At 45.0% G+C, this 19921-nt stretch carries 20 protein-coding genes; 6 read left to right on the top strand and 14 right to left on the bottom strand.

All coding sequences use genetic code 11. From position 1 onward, the window contains the following. Positions 1-333: 333 nt before the first annotated feature. Complete coding sequence (locus JGK14_RS20135; RefSeq protein ID WP_325315413.1) at positions 334-1503, top strand: NAD(P)/FAD-dependent oxidoreductase; 1170 nt, start codon at positions 334-336, stop codon at positions 1501-1503. A 177-nt stretch (positions 1504-1680) separates the two neighbouring features. Beyond that, positions 1681-2163 carry a hypothetical protein gene (locus tag JGK14_RS20130; protein ID WP_293189851.1) on the top strand — a complete coding sequence of 161 codons (483 nt, stop codon included), beginning with the start codon at positions 1681-1683 and terminating at the stop codon, positions 2161-2163. Between the two features lie 254 nt (positions 2164-2417). Here the strand turns inward: JGK14_RS20130 and JGK14_RS20125 are convergent, their stop codons facing one another. From JGK14_RS20125 to JGK14_RS20110, 4 genes are all read right to left on the bottom strand, one after another. Further along, a complete protein-coding gene (locus JGK14_RS20125) occupies positions 2418-2834 on the bottom strand; it encodes an NUDIX hydrolase (protein ID WP_293184117.1) in 417 nt (138 codons plus the stop codon). 321 nt (positions 2835-3155) lie between these two features. Next, the gene (locus tag JGK14_RS20120) at positions 3156-3407 is read right to left on the bottom strand and encodes a hypothetical protein (RefSeq protein ID WP_293189850.1); all 252 of its coding nucleotides are present in this window, start codon (positions 3405-3407) and stop codon (positions 3156-3158) included. A 78-nt stretch (positions 3408-3485) separates the two neighbouring features. Beyond that, positions 3486-6104, bottom strand: coding sequence for a M1 family metallopeptidase (locus JGK14_RS20115; RefSeq protein WP_293224983.1), 2619 nt, complete (start codon positions 6102-6104; stop codon positions 3486-3488). Then, positions 6085-6333 (bottom strand): hypothetical protein, encoded by a 249-nt coding sequence (locus JGK14_RS20110; protein ID WP_293202859.1) that lies wholly within the window; start codon positions 6331-6333, stop codon positions 6085-6087. The genes JGK14_RS20115 and JGK14_RS20110 overlap by 20 nt, the downstream gene beginning before the upstream one ends. Between JGK14_RS20110 and JGK14_RS20105 the strand changes: the two genes are divergently transcribed. Next, positions 6332-7414, top strand: a complete 1083-nt coding sequence (locus JGK14_RS20105; protein ID WP_293184119.1) for a class I fructose-bisphosphate aldolase — start codon at positions 6332-6334, stop codon at positions 7412-7414. The genes JGK14_RS20110 and JGK14_RS20105 overlap by 2 nt on opposite strands. Before the next feature lie 474 nt (positions 7415-7888). Here JGK14_RS20105 and JGK14_RS20100 read toward each other — a convergent pair whose 3' ends face one another. Beyond that, positions 7889-8656 carry an SDR family NAD(P)-dependent oxidoreductase gene (locus JGK14_RS20100; protein ID WP_293189848.1) on the bottom strand — a complete coding sequence of 256 codons (768 nt, stop codon included), beginning with the start codon at positions 8654-8656 and terminating at the stop codon, positions 7889-7891. 744 nt (positions 8657-9400) lie between these two features. Then, complete coding sequence (locus JGK14_RS20095) at positions 9401-10375, bottom strand: MFS transporter (RefSeq protein ID WP_293228920.1); 975 nt, start codon at positions 10373-10375, stop codon at positions 9401-9403. Between the two features lie 531 nt (positions 10376-10906). Between JGK14_RS20095 and cas6 the strand changes: the two genes are divergently transcribed. Beyond that, a complete protein-coding gene (cas6, locus tag JGK14_RS20090) occupies positions 10907-11788 on the top strand; it encodes a CRISPR-associated endoribonuclease Cas6 (RefSeq protein ID WP_293197493.1) in 882 nt (293 codons plus the stop codon). Here the strand turns inward: cas6 and JGK14_RS20085 are convergent, their stop codons facing one another. Then, positions 11789-12115 (bottom strand): antibiotic biosynthesis monooxygenase, encoded by a 327-nt coding sequence (locus JGK14_RS20085; RefSeq protein ID WP_293184132.1) that lies wholly within the window; start codon positions 12113-12115, stop codon positions 11789-11791. A gap of 260 nt (positions 12116-12375) precedes the next feature. Here JGK14_RS20085 and JGK14_RS20080 point away from each other — a divergent pair, with 260 nt between their 5' ends. Both JGK14_RS20080 and JGK14_RS20075 read left to right on the top strand, forming a co-directional pair. After that, complete coding sequence (locus JGK14_RS20080; RefSeq protein ID WP_293184134.1) at positions 12376-12846, top strand: response regulator transcription factor; 471 nt, start codon at positions 12376-12378, stop codon at positions 12844-12846. 99 nt (positions 12847-12945) lie between these two features. Next, positions 12946-13239: a DUF2103 domain-containing protein gene (locus tag JGK14_RS20075; RefSeq protein WP_293184136.1), complete on the top strand. Its 294-nt coding sequence runs from the start codon at positions 12946-12948 to the stop codon at positions 13237-13239. Here JGK14_RS20075 and JGK14_RS20070 read toward each other — a convergent pair. The 7 genes from JGK14_RS20070 to cpcA all read right to left on the bottom strand — a co-directional run bounded on the left by JGK14_RS20070 (position 13228) and on the right by cpcA (position 19906). Next, positions 13228-13854 carry a HEAT repeat domain-containing protein gene (locus tag JGK14_RS20070; RefSeq protein WP_293197502.1) on the bottom strand — a complete coding sequence of 209 codons (627 nt, stop codon included), beginning with the start codon at positions 13852-13854 and terminating at the stop codon, positions 13228-13230. The two genes, JGK14_RS20075 and JGK14_RS20070, sit on opposite strands and share 12 nt — an antisense overlap. A 174-nt stretch (positions 13855-14028) precedes the next feature. Beyond that, the gene (locus tag JGK14_RS20065) at positions 14029-15843 is read right to left on the bottom strand and encodes a hypothetical protein (RefSeq protein ID WP_293197504.1); all 1815 of its coding nucleotides are present in this window, start codon (positions 15841-15843) and stop codon (positions 14029-14031) included. Between the two features lie 402 nt (positions 15844-16245). Further along, on the bottom strand, positions 16246-17085 hold the full coding sequence (locus tag JGK14_RS20060; RefSeq protein ID WP_293189842.1) for a HEAT repeat domain-containing protein: 840 nt from the start codon (positions 17083-17085) through the stop codon (positions 16246-16248). A 383-nt stretch (positions 17086-17468) separates the two neighbouring features. Next, positions 17469-18338: a phycobilisome linker polypeptide gene (locus JGK14_RS20055; protein ID WP_293184144.1), complete on the bottom strand. Its 870-nt coding sequence runs from the start codon at positions 18336-18338 to the stop codon at positions 17469-17471. Between the two features lie 174 nt (positions 18339-18512). Beyond that, on the bottom strand, positions 18513-18593 hold the full coding sequence (locus JGK14_RS20050; protein WP_442921467.1) for a phycobilisome linker polypeptide: 81 nt from the start codon (positions 18591-18593) through the stop codon (positions 18513-18515). Between the two features lie 370 nt (positions 18594-18963). Continuing rightward, a complete protein-coding gene (locus JGK14_RS20045; protein WP_293184180.1) occupies positions 18964-19194 on the bottom strand; it encodes a phycobilisome rod-core linker polypeptide in 231 nt (76 codons plus the stop codon). 223 nt (positions 19195-19417) lie between these two features. After that, positions 19418-19906 carry a phycocyanin subunit alpha gene (gene cpcA, locus JGK14_RS20040; protein ID WP_293184148.1) on the bottom strand — a complete coding sequence of 163 codons (489 nt, stop codon included), beginning with the start codon at positions 19904-19906 and terminating at the stop codon, positions 19418-19420. Positions 19907-19921: the final 15 nt, after the last annotated feature.

The raw sequence follows: 19921 nt of genomic DNA, 5'->3' as shown, positions 1-19921 counted from the left end.
GGTTGAAACCTGGTTTACACACAAAAACACGGCGGTTGAAACCGCGTCTACACAGACGAACACGGCGGTTGAAACCGCGTCTACACACACGAAGTCCGCCTCCGCGGACTGAAGAAAATAACGTAAAACGTAATTTTTACTGCCACGGCGGTTGAAACCGCGTCTACACACACGAAGTCCACCTCCGTGGACTGAAGAAAATAACGTAAAACGTAATTTTTACTGCCCGTTCTTCAACCCGCGGAGGCGGGTTTCGTTTATGTAGCCGCGGTTTCTAACCGCCCGGTATTCTTCTGTACAATCTAAAATCTAAAATCTAAAATCTAAAATTGAATGGTTCGCATTGCAATTATTGGTTGCGGTATTGTCGGGGCTTCGATCGCCTTTGAACTAAGTAAATTTCCCGAATTAAAAGTCACTGTATTCGACAAACAGCCCCCAGTACAAGGTTCTACAGGTGCAGCCCTCGGCGTTTTGATGGGAGTTATCAGCCACAAAACTAAGGGCAGAAATTGGCATTTAAGGGAAACCAGCCTTCAGCGCTACGAAACTTTGATTCCTGAATTGGAAGCAGCTACGGGGCGGAAAATTCCATTTAACAAACAGGGAATTTTGCTGCTGTGTTCGGAAGGAGAAGATTTAAGTAAGTGGGAAAAGCTAGCAGCAACTCGCAAGTCTCAAGGTTGGAAATTAGAACTTTGGGAGGTGGAACAAGTGCGCGAGTTTTGCCCTCATCTTGATTTAAATCATAACATAATTGCTGGGATTTATTCGCCTCAAGACCGGCAAGTCGATCCAACTACTTTAACTTTAGCTTTGGTTGATGCTGCTAAGCTCAATGGAGTTAATTTTCAGTTTGGGGTAGAAGTTCAAGGCATCAAGAGCGGGCAAGATGCCCACCCCACAACAAACTCCCTATCTTGTGGAACAGGCATCTTGCCTGTTACTGAAAATAGTACCAACCCCACAATAAACTTAATATCTTGTGGAACAGGCATCTTGCCTGTTACTGAAAAATTCGATCGACTAATTGTATCTGCTGGCTTAGGTACTGCTGCTGTCACTGCATCCTTAAATCAATTGGTGGACATTCGCCCGGTGTTGGGACAGGCGCTGCATTTGCGGTTGAAAAATCCCTTGGGAAACCCAGATTTTGCGCCAGTAATTACCTGCGATGACATTCACATTGTACCTTTGGCAAATCAAGAATGTTGGGTGGGGGCGACGGTAGAGTTTCCCGAAAACGGCGGGGAAGTGCAGGCGAATGCTGAGATGTTGGAGGAAGTGATGGCAAGGGCGATCGCACTTTGTCCAGCCTTAGCCGAAGCTGAAATCATCCGAAAATGGTCGGGATTGCGCCCGCGCCCCGAAGGACGCCCAGCCCCAATTATCGAAGCGCTTCCCAGTAACAGCAAGGTTTTCATCGCTAGCGGCCACTACCGCAATGGTGTTCTGCTGGCCCCTGCTACCGCGCGATCGATCCGAGAGATGATTTTGCAATAATTAACAAATGTTAATATAATCAATAAAGTGGTTGAAACCGCGTCAACACGAGACTTTACCCGAGGAGTGCGGGTTGAAGACTAGGTAATTGAAATTACGTTATCTTCTTGAGTCCGCGGAGGCGGACATTGTTTGTCTAGGCGCGGTTTCAACCGCCGTCTTATCTTACATCTAAAAATGTCCGACAAACCCTTAGGAAAGCCACGCATTTTGTGGCGAGTAATCTTGCTATCTGGAGTCAGCTTGCTGCTATATTACGGCTGGTACAAATGGATTATTCAAGAAGAATTGCGGAGTTATAACGGCAAGGGTTGGTCGGGGACACTTTGCTTATTGCCCTTTGTTTTAGGAGTAGCCATCCCCCAAGCTTTGCGGATATTCGACCCCGACGTTCCCGGATGGTTTGGTTGGTTTTCCTTCGTAGGAATTGCTTGGATTTACATCGTGCAGTTCAAACTTTATAACACAGTTAACGAATTGTACCGCCAAGAAGGAATTAAAGAACCGCTAACAGTTTGGTGGATGTTTGTACCAGGTTTAAATTTAATTGTTGGCTTGCGGCAAATTCATTTCTTAAGCCAGTTTTGGGCAAGAAAACAGGGCATTGAAGTCAAGGATAACTTGGCCGAAAGCCTTCCTTTTCTGTCAGCTAACGCTTGAGGTAAAACTTTTCACACCGATATCATAGGTTTGTAGTGAGGACTTCAGTCCTTTCCATTTACACCGGAATATTGATTTTCCGACTGTAGTGCGATAGACAAATTAGGTACGTAGTTGCGATGAAAGCGCTCTTTATAAGATTAGGAAAGAGCGCGCTAAAGCGCAACTACGTACCTTGGCCCAAATGCGAGCCGACCTTTCTCTATGTTTGAGTTAGTTAATTAGGACTAAAGTCCTCACTACGAACCTTTTAATCAGCAAAACCGATTCGGTAAATTAGCAAGAATAAGTTTAAGTTCCGGTTCATTAACCCGCTTAATTGCTTTCGGAATAGTTACCCACTGTCGCTTTCTACAGCTAGCTTCCGGCCATTTTTCCAGAACAGTTTGTACTTGCAGTAAAAATACTTCTACCTGACAAATATAGCCAGACTTTTGGTACTCATAAGTTCCCAGCAAATCAGGGAACACCTTACCCAACAAACCTGCTTCTTCCCAAGCTTCCTTAGCGGCGGAATCTTGAGGAGTCATATCAGGTTCAATTAACCCTTTAGGAATCACCCAACGCTTACCCGTTGAAGAAGTAATCACCATTACTTCAATTTGTCCGTTTTGAATGCGGTAGGGAATGACAGCCGATTGTTCTACCAATACAATAGTTCTTGTACTCATGATTTATGCAATCTTTAGGGTGCAAAGGCTGCTTCAACTTGATTGACAGTTGAAGATTCAAAACAAAAAAGTTGATACACCCCGATTATCTATTAGAACTTACCCACCGATACAGCAAAATCAGTTCCTTTTATGAAAAATAATTGCTGAAAGCTATTTTTTCATAAAAAAAGCCCGGTTTATTTATTGAGTGGGATTGCTTAAGTTCTATTTGCGCTCTCAGTCGAGACAATAACTAAGTCAGAAATAGAAATATGTAGGATTTTACCTGTGCTTAAAATACCAAACTTCAAGGCAATACAGCTAAAAAATAAGATTATTTTAATAACAGGGCGATCGCCAATCGCAAACTGCACCCAACACAACTAACGGCGTTTCGAGACTTTTGGCAAATTCATCCACAAAATAGATGGCTGCTGTTGAACTGGTAAAATGTCTTCCAGGATACCTAATGCTAGAATTATTGTAACTGTTAGCTGGTAGGGTGCGTCGCCCGAAACAATCCTCGATCGCAGAAAGAATTGGTTGAAAGCCCCAAGTCTTTGAGGGAGAAATTAAAATCAGACTATTCATTACTCCAATCCTCTTCCTTCTAGGTAGAGGTCGCTCTCAAACTGTCAACTGTCAAGCGGTCAACTGTCAACTGTTGAACTAATCTTTCTTCGCCTTAGCCTCCAGATTTTCCATCCGACTCTTCAAATCTTGATTGTCCTTTTTAACCTGATCTAACTCCTCGCGCAACTGCTTCACCGCCGCATCAGAACCAGCATTTTTCTGCACTCTTTGCACAGCTTCATCAGCCATCATGCGGACGCGGCCGTCTGGAGTTTGGTCAGCTAAAGAACGTAAAATTCTGATAGCTTTGCGAGTTTCCATCTGTCCTAAACCGACAACAACAGATACTTGAGTCAAGAAAAAAGTCTCTTTAGAAAGTTCTGCCAATCGATGCAAAATCCGTTCCAAATTGAGCTTAGTTTGACCTGTCGAAATTGTCCCCAAAGAGCGAATTGCAGCCAAGCGCAAAGCTTGCGGAGTACCGACGGCTGTGTATTTCAAAATCAGGTTGAGCGCATCTTCCGAAGTTTTCATTTGCGCCAAACCGGAAATAGCACCCGATCGCACAACCTCATTCCAGCCCTCGCGCTCTTTCAAAACCAATTTTAACTCTTTGAGTACCTGTTCGTCCGTGGGTTTTTCGTCGGGATTCGCCCCTGCGATCGAACCCATAGCACTCGCTGCGGCCGCTTCTACATAATAGCTGTCATCGCCTTTTTCAACGATCGACCTCAGCGCCTTATAAGTCTCGTGAGTCTTGATTTTACCCAGCGCATTCACCACCGCACGGCGAACCCGAGCATCTTTATCCTTCAAACCAGTTACTAAACCATCAAAAGCTTGGTCGAGTTTAATATCAACCAACTGACCGGCTACTTCCGCCCGCACAGCCCAAAACGGCTCTTTTTTGAGAACTTCTGACAGCGCTTTCACAGCTTCCAAGCCTCCCTTTTTCGCCAAAGCGTGGGCGGCGTAAATCCTAGAAACCGGGTCTGGATCGAACTGTAACTGAGCTTTAAGTTCGGCAACTCCATACTCTAGAGCAACTGTTTTTAGGTATTTATTGCCGACATCAAAACTGATATATGCGGGCTTATCTTCTAGGGAGAAATAGAAACTTTGCTCGCGTTCGTGAACTCGAACCGTGAAAGTTTTTATATTAGCAGCATTTCGCTCATCTGCATCTTTTTCTGGTTTGTAACCGAAGCCGAGCGGAATTTTTAGGTCAAAGACATCTTTACTATTACCGTTACCATTTTTGTTGTCTTTTACCTGAGTTTGGGTAATAGTAACCTTGGCTAATTTGCTGTCGCCGTCCCAGGAATAAGCAACTTTGTAATCTGGATGACCGCCACGATAAACGTACTGGTCAAACAAAAATGTCAGATTGCGACCGGTAGCTTTTTCGATCGCCCTTAGCAAATCGATCGTTTCCACAGTTTGGTGAGCGTTATCGCGCACAAAAGTGTGAATTGCTTTGTAAAATAGTTCGTCGCCCAACTCGGCGCGGATCATGTGGTAGACGCAAGCGCCTTTTTCGTACAAATGGCGATCGTACAATTCAATCGCTTCGCGGTAAACGTGAGTCACCATCGGGCGGCGGTAGCGAGAACTGTCTTCAGCTAAATAATTGCGGGCTTCACCTAACATATAATAAGCCGCATCTTCTTTGCCGTATTCTTGGTCAGTCCACAACACCTCACAATAGGAAGCCATGCCTTCTTTGATCCAAGCATGAGACCAATGTTTAATTACGACTAAATCGCCGAACCATTGGTGAGCTAATTCGTGGGCGACCAAGCTTTCTGTACCGCGATTGTCCAGGCTGGCGCGTTCATCTAACAAGCACCTATCTGTTAGCAAAGTTGTCGAAGTATTTTCCATGCCGCCGAAGATGAAATCATCGACGCAGACTTGAGCGTATTTAGGAAAAGGGTAAGGATAGCCAAATGCTTTAGAGAAAAATTCAATCATTTTCGGCGTTTTGCCCATGCTGCGCTTACCGTCAGCTTCGCGGCCTTTTTCCACGTAATAATTAACTGGTTTGCCGTTCCATTCATCTTTGATTTCAGCAAAATCTCCGACTGCTAAGGTCATTAAATATGTCGGGTGGATTTGGGTTTGCGACCAGTGATAAATCTTGTCGTCGCCATCGTTTTTTGTGCTAACTAATTCGCCGTTGGATATTGCAAAAAGTTGTCTGGGAACTTGCACGCGAATTTCGGAAGTTGCCAACTGTCCGGGATAGTCGAAACAGGGAAACCAGAAGCGAGAATCTTCGTCTTCGCCTTGAGTCCAAACTTGTGTTGGTTTGTCGGGATAGTGTTTGTCTGGCCCGACAAAATAGAGGCCGCGCTGGGGTTTTTCGACCGAGTATGCGATCGCAATTGTAATCGGTTCGTAAGCTGTTGTTGGTTCGTGCAGTTGAATTTGCAGCACTTCGCCGTCGCTGTCGAAATTCTGCTCGGTTTCCCCGACTTTGACAGATTTAATGTTCAGGTTGACAGCATCTAAGGTTAATTTGTCAATACCGCTGCGGACTGGATTTATGCGGATGCTGCAAGTGCCGCGAAAACTTTGTTTGGGAATATCGAGCACTAAATCGAGGAAAATATGCTCTACTTGTCCGGGGCGATCGGGGTTGTAGTGGGGTCTAGCACCGGGCATCTCGAAGGATTTGTGGCTGTTTTCAGAATCAAAGTAAGTGTGTGACATTGTGATGGAGGAGTTGTGAGTCGATCGGCGATCGCAGGCAGCAGCTATCGGGCGGAACTGCCAGCTTAATTACAGAGTAGCGCGTCCTAGTTGCTGTTGTCGCTAATGTTGTTAAAAATTCAGGCGATCGTTGCCAGGATGGAAAAAAAGATTTTTCAGTTACAATATCAGTAAGGCTAATGTCTGCAATCATCAGCCTGCCATTGAAATTGAGAGGGTAAATCTGCATGACAGCTACACTATCAGTTCCCAGTGCGATCGAATCTTGGCTAGGCGACGAAGCCGAAGACTTGCTCACCCATCAAGCAAAAATTTCTAAAGATTTGTTGCACCTGCCGGGCCCGGATTGGGTCGATCGCATTTTCGCTCAAACCGATCGCTCTCCTCAAGTTTTGCGATCGCTCCAGCAACTTTATTCTAGCGGACGCTTGGCAAATACCGGCTATTTATCAATCCTGCCAGTAGACCAAGGAATCGAACACTCAGCGGCCGCTTCTTTTGCACCAAATCCCATCTATTTTGACAGCGAAAACATCATCAGACTAGCAATCTCCGCAGGATGCAATGCTGTCGCGACAACTCTCGGAGTGTTAGGAAGCGTATCTCGCAAATACGCGCACAAAATCCCTTTTATTCTCAAACTCAATCACAACGAACTGCTGACTTATCCCAATCAATCCGACCAAATAATGTTTGCTTCCGTCGAACAAGCTTGGAATTTGGGAGCCGTTGCAGTCGGAGCCACAATTTATTTTGGTTCCCCGGAATCGACCAGGCAAATCCAAGAAGTGAGTCAAGCTTTTGCCCACGCTCACGAGTACGGAATGGCAACAATTCTGTGGTGCTACCTCCGCAATGATATCTTCAAACAAGACAAAGATTATCACACAGCCGCTGATTTGACCGGGCAAGCAAATCACTTGGGAGTGACAATTCAAGCTGACATTATCAAGCAAAAATTGCCGGAGTGCAACAACGGTTACGAAGCTGTTGCTAAAGCTAGCGGTCACAGTTACGGCAAAACCGACAAGCGGGTTTATACTGATTTGACGACGGATCACCCGATCGATCTAACCCGCTATCAAGTCCTCAACTGTTATGCAGGAAGGATGGGTTTAATCAACTCCGGCGGTGCTTCGGGAAAAACCGATTTTGCCGAAGCAATTCGCACGGCGGTAATCAACAAACGCGCAGGCGGCTGCGGCTTAATTTCCGGCCGCAAAACTTTTCAGCGTCCGTTTGAAGAAGGCGTAAAATTGTTTAACGCCATTCAAGACGTTTATTTGTCGCCCGAAATCACGATCGCCTAAAACTTCACAGCACACTAAAATTAGGGTGCGTGCCGCGCACCCAATGCTATAAGGTTCGTAGTGCGGACTTGAGTCAGTAGAATAAAAGCAAGGTTCGTAGTGCGGACTTTAGTCCGTCTCAATGCAAGCGAATATATCCGTAGGGGCGAAGCATGACCGCAGTCAATATGAGATGATAACTAATAACTTATATGCGGTCATGCTTCGCCCTCTTCAAAAACCAGATGCACCCAGTCCGCAGAATAAGAGCGGACTCGCATTCCGCACTACGAACCGTTTTTGTTATACTAATCTACCGGACATGATATCAGTTCTAATCTCAAGCAAAAAAGTTGAGGAAACGGTCTGATTTCCATACTGTGCAACTATCAACTGTCAACTATCAACTGTGCAACTGTCAACTGTCAACTATCAACTGTCAACTATCAACTATCAACTGTCAACTATCAACTGTCAACTGTCAACTATCAACTATCAATGAGCGGTATAACCCCCATCAATTACCAATTCAGAACCAGTAACAAACTTCGATTCATCCGATGCCAGATAAAGAATACCGTAAGCAACATCATCAGGTTCACCCACGTGTCCCACCGGATGTAAGCTATCAAGAATTTTCCGTCCTTCAGTCACATCACCTTGTTCGGCCAACAACTTCTCTACCAGCGGTGTCCAGATAAATGCCGGATGAACTGAATTAACCCGAATCTTATTTTTGGCATACAATAGCGCATCTGTTTTGCTCATCAACCGCACTGCTCCCTTTGAGGCATGATAAGGAGGCATATCCGGGCCGCCAACCAATCCGTAAACAGAAGACAAATTAATAATGCTGCCACCTCCCGTTTCTAGCATCGAAATCAAAACGTGTTTAGTACAGAGAAAAACACCATTTACATTTATTGCCATCAACGAATTCCATTCATCTTCGGCGATTTCGTGGGTGGGTTTATTGATACCAACAATCCCTGCATTGTTCACTAAAATGTCAATTTTGCCCCACTTTTCTCGAACTTCAGACACCACCTGTTTAACGCTCGCTTCTTGTGTAACATTTAGATGCCAGTATTCTGCTTTTCCGCCTTTTTCGGTAATCTCTTCTACCAAACCTCTGCCTTCCTTCTCAGCTATATCCGTTACCGCTACACAGGCTCCTTCTTTCGCCAGCAACAGACAAGTCGCCCGACCAATTCCCGAAGCGCCACCTGTGACAACCGCAACTTTCCCTTCTACTCTATTCATAAAAACCTCTTCAAGAAATGAGTTAAAACTGTGACATCGGATACACCAACTTGGCTACAAGTATGATGTAGCGAAACTAACCAATTTGCCGATCCATCCCGACACCAACCAGGCTACAGGTATAATGTGGGGATTCTGGCGAATATGCTACGCAAATAGTATAGTGTATCAGGAACCTGCTTGTACGATGTGTGGGTTGAACCAAGCCACAATTACTTGTTGTAACTCAATCAATTTTTGTCGAAGTATGGCATTCGCGCGATCGTCCACGATCGGAAGCGAGAACCAGCGAAACAGCAGAAAACAGTGATTTAACTTTCAGATTTTTATTTTAATTAAGGCTCGCGAATTAAATAACTTACAATTTTAATTGTGATGTGGGATGGGCCAGAAGAACCCGTCCAAAAAGGGCGGACTCGACATCCTACAAAATTGTGAAAGTTATTTAATTATCATTCCTAAGAGGCTGATGGACGCATTTTTGAAGGCTGGTAAACCGCAGATGTCCGGCAGGGCGGCGTAGATATTTTTTGGTGAATCTGGGTTTTGAAGAGGGCGAAGCATGACCGCATATAAATTATTAGTTATAATCTCATATTTACTGCGGTCATGCTTCGCCCCTACACATATATTTGCCTGTCTAAAAAATACACCCATAACGTTAAAAATTGTCCGGAAATTAATGTAAGTAAATTGTCAGACAAATAACTTTTAAAAGCTTTGGTTGGAATCAAAATTTCCCAATTAATGAGAATTCAATCGACCCGCAATACACAGCCTAGAAACTACCGGAGCATGACTCCACAAGTGATAACTGCGGTTGCGAGCATCAATCCACCAGCTAGACCATAAGTTGTACCTAAACCCGCCCATTGACTCAAAGGTTGACTGACAAATGGTGAAATAAATTGACCTAGGAAAAAGCTGGTGGTAAGTCCGCCCAAAATTAGCCCTCGCAGAGATGCGGGAGTTGATGAGGTCAAACATACGTTCATACATTAACTGCTGGAGATAAAACGGAATTTGCACCGGAATCATGTAAAACACGATTTGAGTAAGCAGTGCAATACCGTAGGTTGTCAGTAGCAGCGTCCGCGGGACTGGCTCAGAGGCGATCGCACCCGTTTGTTGAACAGCATCTTGATGGCGATCGGGTTCGGGAAGTACCAGCAAAATTAATGGCAGAATCAACCACGCCATCAGGTAAATTAGAAACGGTTGCCGCCAATTGCGATCGGCCAAATAGCCGCCGAGGGTGAGAAAAATCATGCCGCCGAACCCCATGAAAGCTGCTTGCAATCCCAGGAATTGCGATCGAGCCGCACCGATGTAATAATCAGCAATCAGCGTGGTTGCAGTCGTCATAATACCTGCCACGCTGAAGCCCAGGAGCATCCGTCCCAGCAAAATTAGTCCAATTTGATCCAACAGGAAGCCAGAGCTGCCTGCGAAGCCATAGAGAAACACAGATAAACCCAGCAAGCCTTTGCGCCCAAAGCGATCGATCGCAATTCCGGCAATGGGCGCACCGATCGCGATAAACAAAGCTGGGGCTGTCAACACCAATCTCACCCAATAATCGGCATTAGGAACAGCCGAAAAGTGCTGCCGCATTGCTGGGAGGGAAGGGGCGATCGTGGCTCCTGCCATCACGGTTAGGGTGCTGACTAGCAGCAGGGTTGCTTTAACGAGAAAAGTGTCAGAGCTGCGTGGTTTCATAGATTATGAGAGGAAATTATCTGCCTTTATCTGTGTGGATCTGCTTGTCATTTGCGATCGACCTATCAAATTGTTACATACCAAGATTTTTTTTCACCCATCTGCTTAGATCGACCCCAAATATCAGGCAGGTAAACACAGATGAGCGCAGATAATTTCAGGGTATTTTGGAGATAATGCAATTTCTGTCTATTCAAAATGGTTGACTAGGGTTTGAAGTCGATTATAATCTCACATCTTGTACCATTCTGAATAACAGACAAGATGCCTGTTCCACAAAGAATGGATTTCTTGTGGAATGGGCTTCTAGCCCGTTCCTAAAAAGCTAATTGGGAATGGTGCAAGACCTCAGTTATAATCCTACTTGACCAATGTATTCTGCTACAGAAGTTACTGCGAGCGGCGGATATTGAATCTTCGCAATATTTTCTAGCTTGCCCTTACCATAAACCATCGTGAATAGATACAAATCTTAAATTTAAAATCTAAAATCATAACTTATTTTTTTGAAAAAAGCTATATAATTAAAAGATGCCTCACAGCCTGATTTTAAACCTACTGCCAGTTGCACCAATCCCATCCCAATTTTTAACGGGACGGCATCTCCACGCCTTATTTCTCAACCTTGTGAGTGCTGTAGACAGCGATTTGAGCGCGTACCTGCACGACCAATCAAACGAAAAAGCTTTCACATTAAGCCCTTTCCAAGTAAGCAGAAAAGAAACTTACAAAACTAGCAACCCACAGCCACAAAAGAGAGTTTTGCCTCCGGCTGCGCGCACTATTTTGCAGGCCCTACAGTGGGAACACAAGCAAGCAATTGGGGAAAATACAGCGATTTGGTGGCGCATTTCTCTGCTGGATGACGGTTTGTTCGATCGCCTAACTCAACTGTGGCAGCAACTCAACTTCGAGCGCCCGTGGCATCTGGGCCCGACAGATTTGTACGTGACTAACATTGTCAGCCAACCCACTGCAAACCAGCCGTGGGTAAACTTTTCCAGTTACGCCGAATTGTTTGACAAAGCTTCGGAAACTGAGCGCCAAATTGCGTTTACCTTCTGCACTCCTACTAATTTTCGGCAAGGCGTGTACGATAGTGCGATGCCAAGTAGAGAAAGTGTGTTTGGCAGTTTGGCAAATCGTTGGAACAAGTATAGCGAAATTGCGATCGAATCTACTTTCACAGAAGCTATTTTTCCCAGTTTCTTCGATATCCGCACCGAAGTTTGTACGGATTCTCGCAGTAAATTTATTGGTTGCGTCGGGGAAGTTAGTTACCGAATTATGGGAGATGTCAATCCGCTTGCTGTCAAGCAAATTAATGCTTTAGCAGATTTTGCACTTTACAGCGGAGTCGGGCGCAAGACGCCGATGGGAATGGGAATGACGCGCCGATTGCCAAATTTTTAATTATTCACTTTTCTGCTTAATTTCACTGACAATTTCATAAACATCAGTGTCGGGAATTTTTGCAAACAAAGGCGTCATCTGCTTCAATATTTGCTGATAAGATTCGCTTTGATTGGCAGCCATCTCTTCTACGCTTTCCCAAAAAATGATGGCAATACCTTTGTCTGTATTGGGCAATTGCAGTAGGTATGCTCCCTTAAATCCTGTGGCATAAGTCGCAACCGCTTTGCCAAAAAGTTCTTCGGCTTCTTTGAATTTTCCTGGTTTAAATTCGCCAATGGCAACGTAGGCAAACTGATGTCTGAGAAAGTCTAAAAATTCTGACATATCCTTATTCCTCAAAAAATCGTGATATACCAAGTTATATTTTAGGCGATCGCCAGAAAATTGTAAAATTCGCCCCTTTAGTAGCTTCGCGCTCAGCACAGCCACGGATTTATGAGATATTGCAGCTAGCTGCGATCGCACTTTACCCGTAAAAACACGTAAAAAACGGTTTTTTGCAATAACCCTATTGAAATTTGTAGAACTTATCTGCAAAAATTCTAACAGAAAAATATCAATAAAGTAAATAATCGCTACAAAAAATGCCAAAAATATTAGTAATTGAAGACAATAACTTAATCCGAGAAACCGTTTTAGAAATTCTGAACTTGGGCGATTTTGAAGCTGTCGGCGCCGAAAACGGAAAACTTGGTGTCGAGTTAGCGATCGCCCAAATTCCCGATCTAATCTTGTCTGATGTCATGATGCCGGAATTCAACGGCTTTGAAGTTTTCGCGATTTTGCGATCGCACCCTGCCACCGCCAGCATTCCGTTTATTTTTCTGACAGCCTCCGAAATGGAAAAAGCCCTCGAACTCAAAGCAGACGGCTATCTCAAGAAACCTTGCAGCATGACAGAAATCCTCGGGGCGATCGCAACTCAACTAGAAAAACCGACTGTTACCAACCCAAAATATCAAAAAATACAAGACAATTCCGCCCGCTCAAATCTCAGCTCGCGCGCCAGGAATCAAAAATCTCGCTTTGAGATTGCATCGCTTTGCTCCCAATGACGCCCGCAGTAACATTACTGATACATAAATTCAGGGAATATCAAATTGGTTCCAGCCGGAGGTGACTTAGACTGGGTATGTTGATTTGGTAAAAAAGTCATGAAGGCACAACCCAAAGGCCGCCTAGTTTGGAATCACTCTACCCACCTTCCCGGTTTGATACCAATTTTAGAGCGCCTCACTCTCATAATGGGCATTCAAACCGTTACCCCAGGCGTCATTAACAAAGTTAAAGGACACATCCCCCACATGACATTAAGAGTGTCAGTACCCATTCGCGGGGGATTTAAAATCATTGCCAGACAAGGCAAAACCGTACAAGAAGTCTTTATATTAACCACTCTCACACAAAGGGACTTGGAAGAGACGATCGCCCAAACCCTAGCCAAATGACAATTTTTCCTTAGCAAGCAAAGCCCGGGCTCTAACTGCCAAAGTTTCATCGCTTTGGGCTATTTCCTCAAGTTTTGCCGAAACTTCCGCTAACCAATCCGGTTTAACAGTCGCAGCACCAGCCAAAGCTTGCAAACCTCCCGCCGCTGCGTAGCGAACCACCCATTCCGGATCTCGGGACGCTTGCAGCAGCGTTTTCACAGTGCGATTTTGAGCCTCTAAAACTTGTTCTGTCGGCATCAATTCCCAGCAAATCGTCCCCAAACCCCTAGCCGCCGCCCGCCGCACGCTCAAAGCAAAGTCATTCGCCGCCGCATCCAGCAAAATCTCTAAACCCCTAGGATCGCCAATTCCCGCCAAAGCCCGAACAGCCCAAGCTCTCGCTCCGTAATTGTAGCCGTCAAGCTGTTCTAGCAGCGGCAGCACCGCAGGTTCTCCGAGTTGAATTAGTCCGTCAACGGCGGCCACGGCGGCACCTGGGTTGTTGTAGCCGAGGACTGTAATTAAGGTAGGAATTGCTGCTTTTGAGTCAGCAGCCGCCAGTGCTTTGACTGCGTTTAACAAGCCTTCGGAAGAATCTGCTTGTTCGACGGCGCGAATTAGTTCTAATGCCATTTATTTATAGTATTTACCGTGACCATTGTAATTGTATGTTGGGTCGATCGCGCGATCGAACTTTTTGTTGCGTGGGTAAGGAGCGGTGATTAACTTGAAAAGCTTCCCCAGCTCGAAATAGGACAATCTTGGTTAAAGAGTCGAATTCGCCAAAAACTCGACTCCATACCTGCGCTAGGAATTCTTGCGCTGTGCATCCTCACCCTCTTGACGCTTCCTATAAGCCTTAGCCCAAGCATAGCGCTGCGGATCTTTTTTAAGCAGATATTCCACAACTTGCCGACGCTTATTCTCATCCTTAGTATTTTTGACAACCTGCTTGAGTTCGGAATCTATATCTTCTGATTCAGCACCGCGTTTAATTGCCTCCTTAAACCAACGCTCACCCTCTGAAAATTGACTCCGCTCAAAACAAATAGCTCCCATCAAAGTGTAAGGATGATGACTCTGAGGCTGATACTCAATAGCTTTGAGCGCGCACTTTTCAGCATCACCTAGTTTATGAATATCTCGGAAAGCACCGCCCCTCGTTGTTAGCAAAGCTGACTTGAGCTTATTTTCTTTGATTTGGTCGAAGTCCAGATTTTCTGTCACCTTCAATGCACTGTTTGGTTCATCTGCCTTGCGCCAATGACTGCTGGCGTTGGGCAAGTTCCATTTGTTTCCAGTGCGCTCATATTCCTGCTCATAGAAACACGCTTCAAGCCTGTGGTACGCTATAGCAATCCTTCCATGACTAGCTAAAAGTTTTTGTTGTATTAACTGAACAACTAACACAGGATCTAGACGCTCTTCTTTCTCCAATTTTACCATAATTGCGTAAAACGGATCGAAGGGGAAATCACGATCTATAATCCGATACTTGACCTTGAGAGCAGCAAATTTCTTTTCTTGTGCAAAAGTAATTATATCCTCACGTCCATTCTTTTGCAACCAATCAATATCAGCCTCACTTAACTGCTCTCCCGATTTGATCTTAGACTTGAGAATAGCCGCATATTTGTCAAGCGCAAGAGTAATTGTCTCAGTCAGTTTACGCTTTTTAAGAAAGTTAATATCCTGCTCACCTAGCTGATTGTCTAAATCAATTTTTTTAAGAACTTTATACAGATGGCTAGAGAGGGATGAATCCTCAGATTCATTAGCTTTATACTTAACTTTCAGTTCAGCAAAGTGTCGTGTCTGTTCTATCTCCAAAACAAGATTAAGCGTTTCGCTAAGTTGATGCTCTTCCAGCCAGTTAAGTTCTGACTCGCTCAACTGCTGATCTACCTCAAGATTTTTCAGGACTTGATAGAGCGGACTTGATGCAGATGTTTCTGGGTATTCACTAGCTTTGTACTTATCCTTGAGTTGGGCAAATTCAGCTTCCCATACAGCTTTTTGTTGCCCAAAAATTTCGAGAGTATCCACCAGTTTGTTATTGACAAGCCAGTTAGCCTCTACATCACTTAATATTTCTCCTGCATCCAGTTGCTTGAGGATTTGATACAAGGGGCTATCCAGTGAACAATCTGGATATTGAGTTGCTCGGTACTTAGCCTTTAGTGCAGCAAATCGCGCCATCTCTTCAACAATAGCAACTATTTCAGTAAGCCCCTGTTCTTGCAGGTATTTAACTTCTAAGTCAGTTAGCTTATTTTCTGAGTCAAGTTTCCAAAGGATAGGATACAAAGGACTGGATAGCCGTAAATCGCGATGTCTGGTTACTTTGAACTTAGACTTGAGTTGAGAAAATTTAGCATCTAGTTTTCTTGGTTCTTCAGCCTTACGTAGTGGCTCTTGCTCGATAGCTTCTATTGTTTCCAAAAGCTCATGCTCTAATAACCAATTCCACTCGAAGTCGGTAATTTCAAATTCTAAATCAGCTTTTCGCAGAATGAGATAGAGAAGACTAGAGGGAGATGAATCTTCATATTTTGTTGCTTGATACTTAGACTTCAGCACTGCAAAATGTTGCACCTGGACTTCAAAAGGATCGTTGCTCATGGTGAATCACCCGATTTATACTTCTAGCTGCTACACAACCATCTCCCAGCATTCCGCGATCGCCCGGAGTCAAAACCAAAACTTTTTTAACTGAGGACTTATGCAGATGGTAATATTATTTTAACACGAGCTATTTCACCAACTACAGCTATAAACCTCAGTATTTTTACTGAAATTTATAAAAATTCGTACCTAAAGCCTCGTTTTTAATTCCATCAAATCATCAGCCATCGGTTCACCCGAATAAAAGGGAGAAAATAGTAGTTCTCAACTGCCTGAAATACAGATAGGGGGTAGGGAAAGAGCACGGCGCTGTGTCCTGAAATCTGCTATGTCCTAAATATACGCCAGACAATTAAGAATCGCTAAAGCAATTCTATTGCAGTTATGAACGAATTTTTTTCAAAGTAAACTATCCATTAAGTTCATAACTTGGATAGCTTCATCTGACAAAGATAGTAATACTTGTTGATTGAGGTGATGCTCCAAAACTCCTTTTAGCGCAATCAATTTCATGCTATTTTCAGCTAAAGTTTCAGCAATAGCTGGCGCTGCGGGTAAATAGCCGATCGCCCCCAAGTCCATCAAAGCCGATCGCCTCAACTGCAAATTATCCCCATTCAAAGCAGTTACCAACCGCTCTCCGTAAATGCGATCGCCAGTCAACTGATACATCGCTCGCGCCGAAGCGTACTGCACCCGCTCCACAGAATGCTCTAAAAAAGGTGAAATTAGCGGTATTGCCTCTGTCGCTTCCAGCGTACCCAAAGCTTCAATTACCGAGTCGTAAGGCTGCACGAGGTGCGATTTTCCAGGCACTCGCAGGGCTACAGCTACGCCCCCATCTAAGAGTTTCATCAGCGGTGGAATGGAATCGCGATCGCCCAGCATTTCTAGAGCTTGAGCCGCCGCTTCCCGCACGTAATAATCCGCGCATTCCAAACAGCGAGTTAGCGCCGGCAAGGCTTGTTTATCGCCCAATTTTCCTAGAGCTCGTGCCGCATTTCGCAGTAGGGAATAGTCGCCGATTTTTGTCTGTTCTGATTCTTCTTGCAAGGCGGCAATCAAAGCTGCAATTGCTGCGGGTTCCTTGACTCGAAATCTGCCTACCCACCAAGCAGCATAATAGCGGAGACTGTAGTCTTGGGAGTGCAAATTTGCGATCGCCTGTTCTATTGTTAAAGACTCGCCCTCAGCTACACCCGCTGGTGGTGAGTCGGATTCATCATAATTCATAGTCATAATTCATAGTGATTAGGGAAATCGGCGATTGAAATCGCTGCTAGACAAACAAAACCCGCCTGCGCGGGTTGGGGAAACTCGGCGATTGAAATCGCGTCTAGACAAACGAAACCCGCCTGCGCGGGTTGGGGAAACTCGGCGATTAAAATCGCCCGTTCTAGCGGACTTTGCTATTAATTATGATCCGACGATGATGCAGGCAATGATTCTGCGATCGCACAGAACCGGACAATCATAAAAAATTGATTTCTGCATCTAGTCGGATTACACTAGCTATTAGACCTTAGCCAATGGCCATTAATCTCTAGTAAATTTACTAATGACTAACGACCGATGACTACTGTTCGCGAGCGGGGACAGCACTAATAACTGATGACTAACGACTAAATTGGAGTAATGCTGGCGATTTTCCCGCCCAAGCGTTGAAATTTCTGCATTTGCGAGGACAAATCCTCACCAGGTACGATAAACGCCTTGCTGCTGTGGCGCACCCTGGGATAGCCACCCGTCCGAATGCCCGACACTTCAACGCGGAAAAGCCGCCCTTCTTTACCGTAAGCTGCCGCACCACCAAAACCGCTGCTGGGAGTTACGTTTTGTGTCGAAGACCGGTATGCCCAACCTTCGTTGCCACCAGAAGGCCCAACTACAGCAGTAGCGCTGTTAGTGCCTAATTCGACAGCTAAGCGGGAGTTATTTCCTTCGAGTTGAGATGTATCGCTGTTGGCATAGCCGCGATATAGCCGGAACATCCGGGTAAAACCAACGGTTTTTTGACCTGTCTGAGTGTTAAAGCCCCGGTAGTAAGGGACGATATTATCACCGAAACTTTCTTGATACTCTACTGAATCGATGTAAGAATCAATATCAGCATCGTAGCCTTCTGTTTGGTACAAATCTAAGTGATAAATTACTTCAGATTCGTCGTAGGGAGCGCGACCGAGCAAGTGTTTGTAGTTTAGTTCGATCGTCCGAGTTTGGAAGCTGCTGTACAAAAACTTGGTTTTGTACAGTTCCGATTTTGCCACTGCCCGCACAAATTCTCGCACCGTTAAACTGCCGTCTCGCAGGAGAGATTCAGCACTTGTCAGGCGCTCGGATTTCATCAAATAGTCGTTGCCCAGCACCTGACGGTAAACTGCACGAATCACAGTTTCAATGTCGTCTTTGGTGTAGTTCGGGCGCAATTCTACCTTCGGCGCATCGCTCAATGCGGATGTTCCCAGTCTGGACGCTGCTGTGGAAATAGCCACCAGATTTTCTCCTAAATTAATAACAAAAATTTAAAGCTTGGTTGAACTTGAGATTTTTAGGACTAAGGCCAAGATGTGTCAAATTTGGGTGCACTCCCGGCGCAGCTTGTATGTACACATCAATTAATCCTAATTTGCTAAAGACGTTTCAAAAAACATCTTTACATACAAACTTTAAGCTGTGGTAATACTTACCACTTTGCCACCACGTTTGTTGATTTGCTGCAAGCGGGTCGAAAGTCGATCGTAAGACACGAGATATTCGGTAGTTCTACACCGCACTTGGGGTGAAAACTTAGCCGCCGAACCTTCGATTCAAAAAACTTTTTCCGTTGACACTCTCAGCGCTCTTCGCGACTGAGATTCTTAAGAAATTTCGTTCTTAATATCCCTATTGCTAGGGTTCCTGGGCGCAATCCTCTTACCAAAAAATGGTGGGCTGCTATCCTTGCCTTTGGGCAAGCTCCTCAAGCGTTTAAGGGGCTAAGCCCTTGGTAACGCGAGAGTCCCCGCGTACCTTTAATATATGGTAGGAATTTGCTTCTCAGGTTTGCACCTGTGTATCCATCCCAACAATAGAGTGTAACGGCAAAAGCCCTTTTTACACTGCTAAAAATGTGAAAAATCAAGAAAGATTCACGGCGGTTAAAACCGCCCGTGCCGCTTTCATGGAAGGTCTAAAGACTCGCTCGTTTTCCGCTTGCCGAACTTTTTTTATAAGTTTCGGACTCAGGAACTCCCGCACAAAATCTTTAACTGAAATCTGCCCTTCCAGCAGGAAAGATTTGGCACTGGTAACTCGTTCGCTCGACATTAAATACTCGTTACCGAAAACTTGGCTGTAAGCGACACAAATTACTGCTTTCGCATCGTCTTGCGTCCACCGAGGGCGCAGTTCTACTCGTCTCGCTTTTTCAAATGCTTTTATTCCTAACTTTTCTGCTTTTCATGCTTGAAAAACTAAAAAGTTCTGAAAAAAGTATTTGGAAGACTCCGCTAAGATCGCAGATGCCCGGAATCGTAAACAACAGTTAACACTCAAGCTAACAGCAGCTTACATTTCCGGGCATCACGCAAATCTAGCTTAGAGCGTTGACTGCGTAGTCGAGGTAGGAATTGGCTTCAGTTGCAGCATCGCCACTCAAACCGTGGTTGGCTTTGATGTACTTGAGAGCTTCAACATACCAGCTAGGAGACAATTCAAATGTCCGGTTGATTTCGTCAATACCTGCAATCAGGTACTCATCCATTGGACCTGTGCCGCCTGCAACTAAGCAGTAGGTTACCATCCGCAGGTAGTAGCCGATGTCGCGGGAGCACTTAGCTTTACCGGTTGAGGTAGAAGCGTAGTTTGGCCCTTGCATTTGTTGAGTGTACGGGAACTTGTTGTACACAGCTTGAGCTGCACCGTCGATCAAGCGCGCAGAGTTGGCGCTCAAAGACTTGGCTGCTTCCAAACCTGCTGCTGCTTGGCGGAAACGACCGAAGGCTACTTGCAATTCGGTGCTGCTCAGGAAGCGGCCTTGAGAATCGGCGGCGGTTACTGCTTCAGTCAAAGGGGTTTTCATTGTTCTGGTGTCTCC

Origin of the sequence: Microcoleus sp. PH2017_28_MFU_U_A (assembly GCF_020738035.1) — a bacterium.
GTDB lineage: Bacteria > Cyanobacteriota > Cyanobacteriia > Cyanobacteriales > Microcoleaceae > Microcoleus.
The sequence above is the reverse complement of the archived record's forward strand: the minus strand, read 5'-3'. Positions and strand labels throughout refer to the sequence as shown.

What these genes read in the sequence shown, in the direction of transcription:
- JGK14_RS20080 (WP_293184134.1), top strand. Translation starts at nt 12,376, where the DNA reads ATGCCAAAAATATTAGTAATTGAAGACAATAACTTAATCCGAGAAACC.
- JGK14_RS20120 (WP_293189850.1), bottom strand. Translation starts at nt 3,407, where the DNA reads ATGAATAGTCTGATTTTAATTTCTCCCTCAAAGACTTGGGGCTTTCAA.
- JGK14_RS20135 (WP_325315413.1), top strand. Translation starts at nt 334, where the DNA reads ATGGTTCGCATTGCAATTATTGGTTGCGGTATTGTCGGGGCTTCGATC.
- JGK14_RS20075 (WP_293184136.1), top strand. Translation starts at nt 12,946, where the DNA reads ATGAAGGCACAACCCAAAGGCCGCCTAGTTTGGAATCACTCTACCCAC.
- JGK14_RS20110 (WP_293202859.1), bottom strand. Translation starts at nt 6,333, where the DNA reads ATGCAGATTTACCCTCTCAATTTCAATGGCAGGCTGATGATTGCAGAC.
- JGK14_RS20095 (WP_293228920.1), bottom strand. Translation starts at nt 10,375, where the DNA reads ATGAAACCACGCAGCTCTGACACTTTTCTCGTTAAAGCAACCCTGCTG.
- JGK14_RS20115 (WP_293224983.1), bottom strand. Translation starts at nt 6,104, where the DNA reads ATGTCACACACTTACTTTGATTCTGAAAACAGCCACAAATCCTTCGAG.
- cpcA (WP_293184148.1), bottom strand. Translation starts at nt 19,906, where the DNA reads ATGAAAACCCCTTTGACTGAAGCAGTAACCGCCGCCGATTCTCAAGGC.
- JGK14_RS20105 (WP_293184119.1), top strand. Translation starts at nt 6,332, where the DNA reads ATGACAGCTACACTATCAGTTCCCAGTGCGATCGAATCTTGGCTAGGC.
- JGK14_RS20100 (WP_293189848.1), bottom strand. Translation starts at nt 8,656, where the DNA reads ATGAATAGAGTAGAAGGGAAAGTTGCGGTTGTCACAGGTGGCGCTTCG.
- JGK14_RS20125 (WP_293184117.1), bottom strand. Translation starts at nt 2,834, where the DNA reads ATGAGTACAAGAACTATTGTATTGGTAGAACAATCGGCTGTCATTCCC.
- JGK14_RS20070 (WP_293197502.1), bottom strand. Translation starts at nt 13,854, where the DNA reads ATGGCATTAGAACTAATTCGCGCCGTCGAACAAGCAGATTCTTCCGAA.
- cas6 (WP_293197493.1), top strand. Translation starts at nt 10,907, where the DNA reads ATGCCTCACAGCCTGATTTTAAACCTACTGCCAGTTGCACCAATCCCA.
- JGK14_RS20130 (WP_293189851.1), top strand. Translation starts at nt 1,681, where the DNA reads ATGTCCGACAAACCCTTAGGAAAGCCACGCATTTTGTGGCGAGTAATC.
- JGK14_RS20085 (WP_293184132.1), bottom strand. Translation starts at nt 12,115, where the DNA reads ATGTCAGAATTTTTAGACTTTCTCAGACATCAGTTTGCCTACGTTGCC.
- JGK14_RS20060 (WP_293189842.1), bottom strand. Translation starts at nt 17,085, where the DNA reads ATGACTATGAATTATGATGAATCCGACTCACCACCAGCGGGTGTAGCT.
- JGK14_RS20065 (WP_293197504.1), bottom strand. Translation starts at nt 15,843, where the DNA reads ATGAGCAACGATCCTTTTGAAGTCCAGGTGCAACATTTTGCAGTGCTG.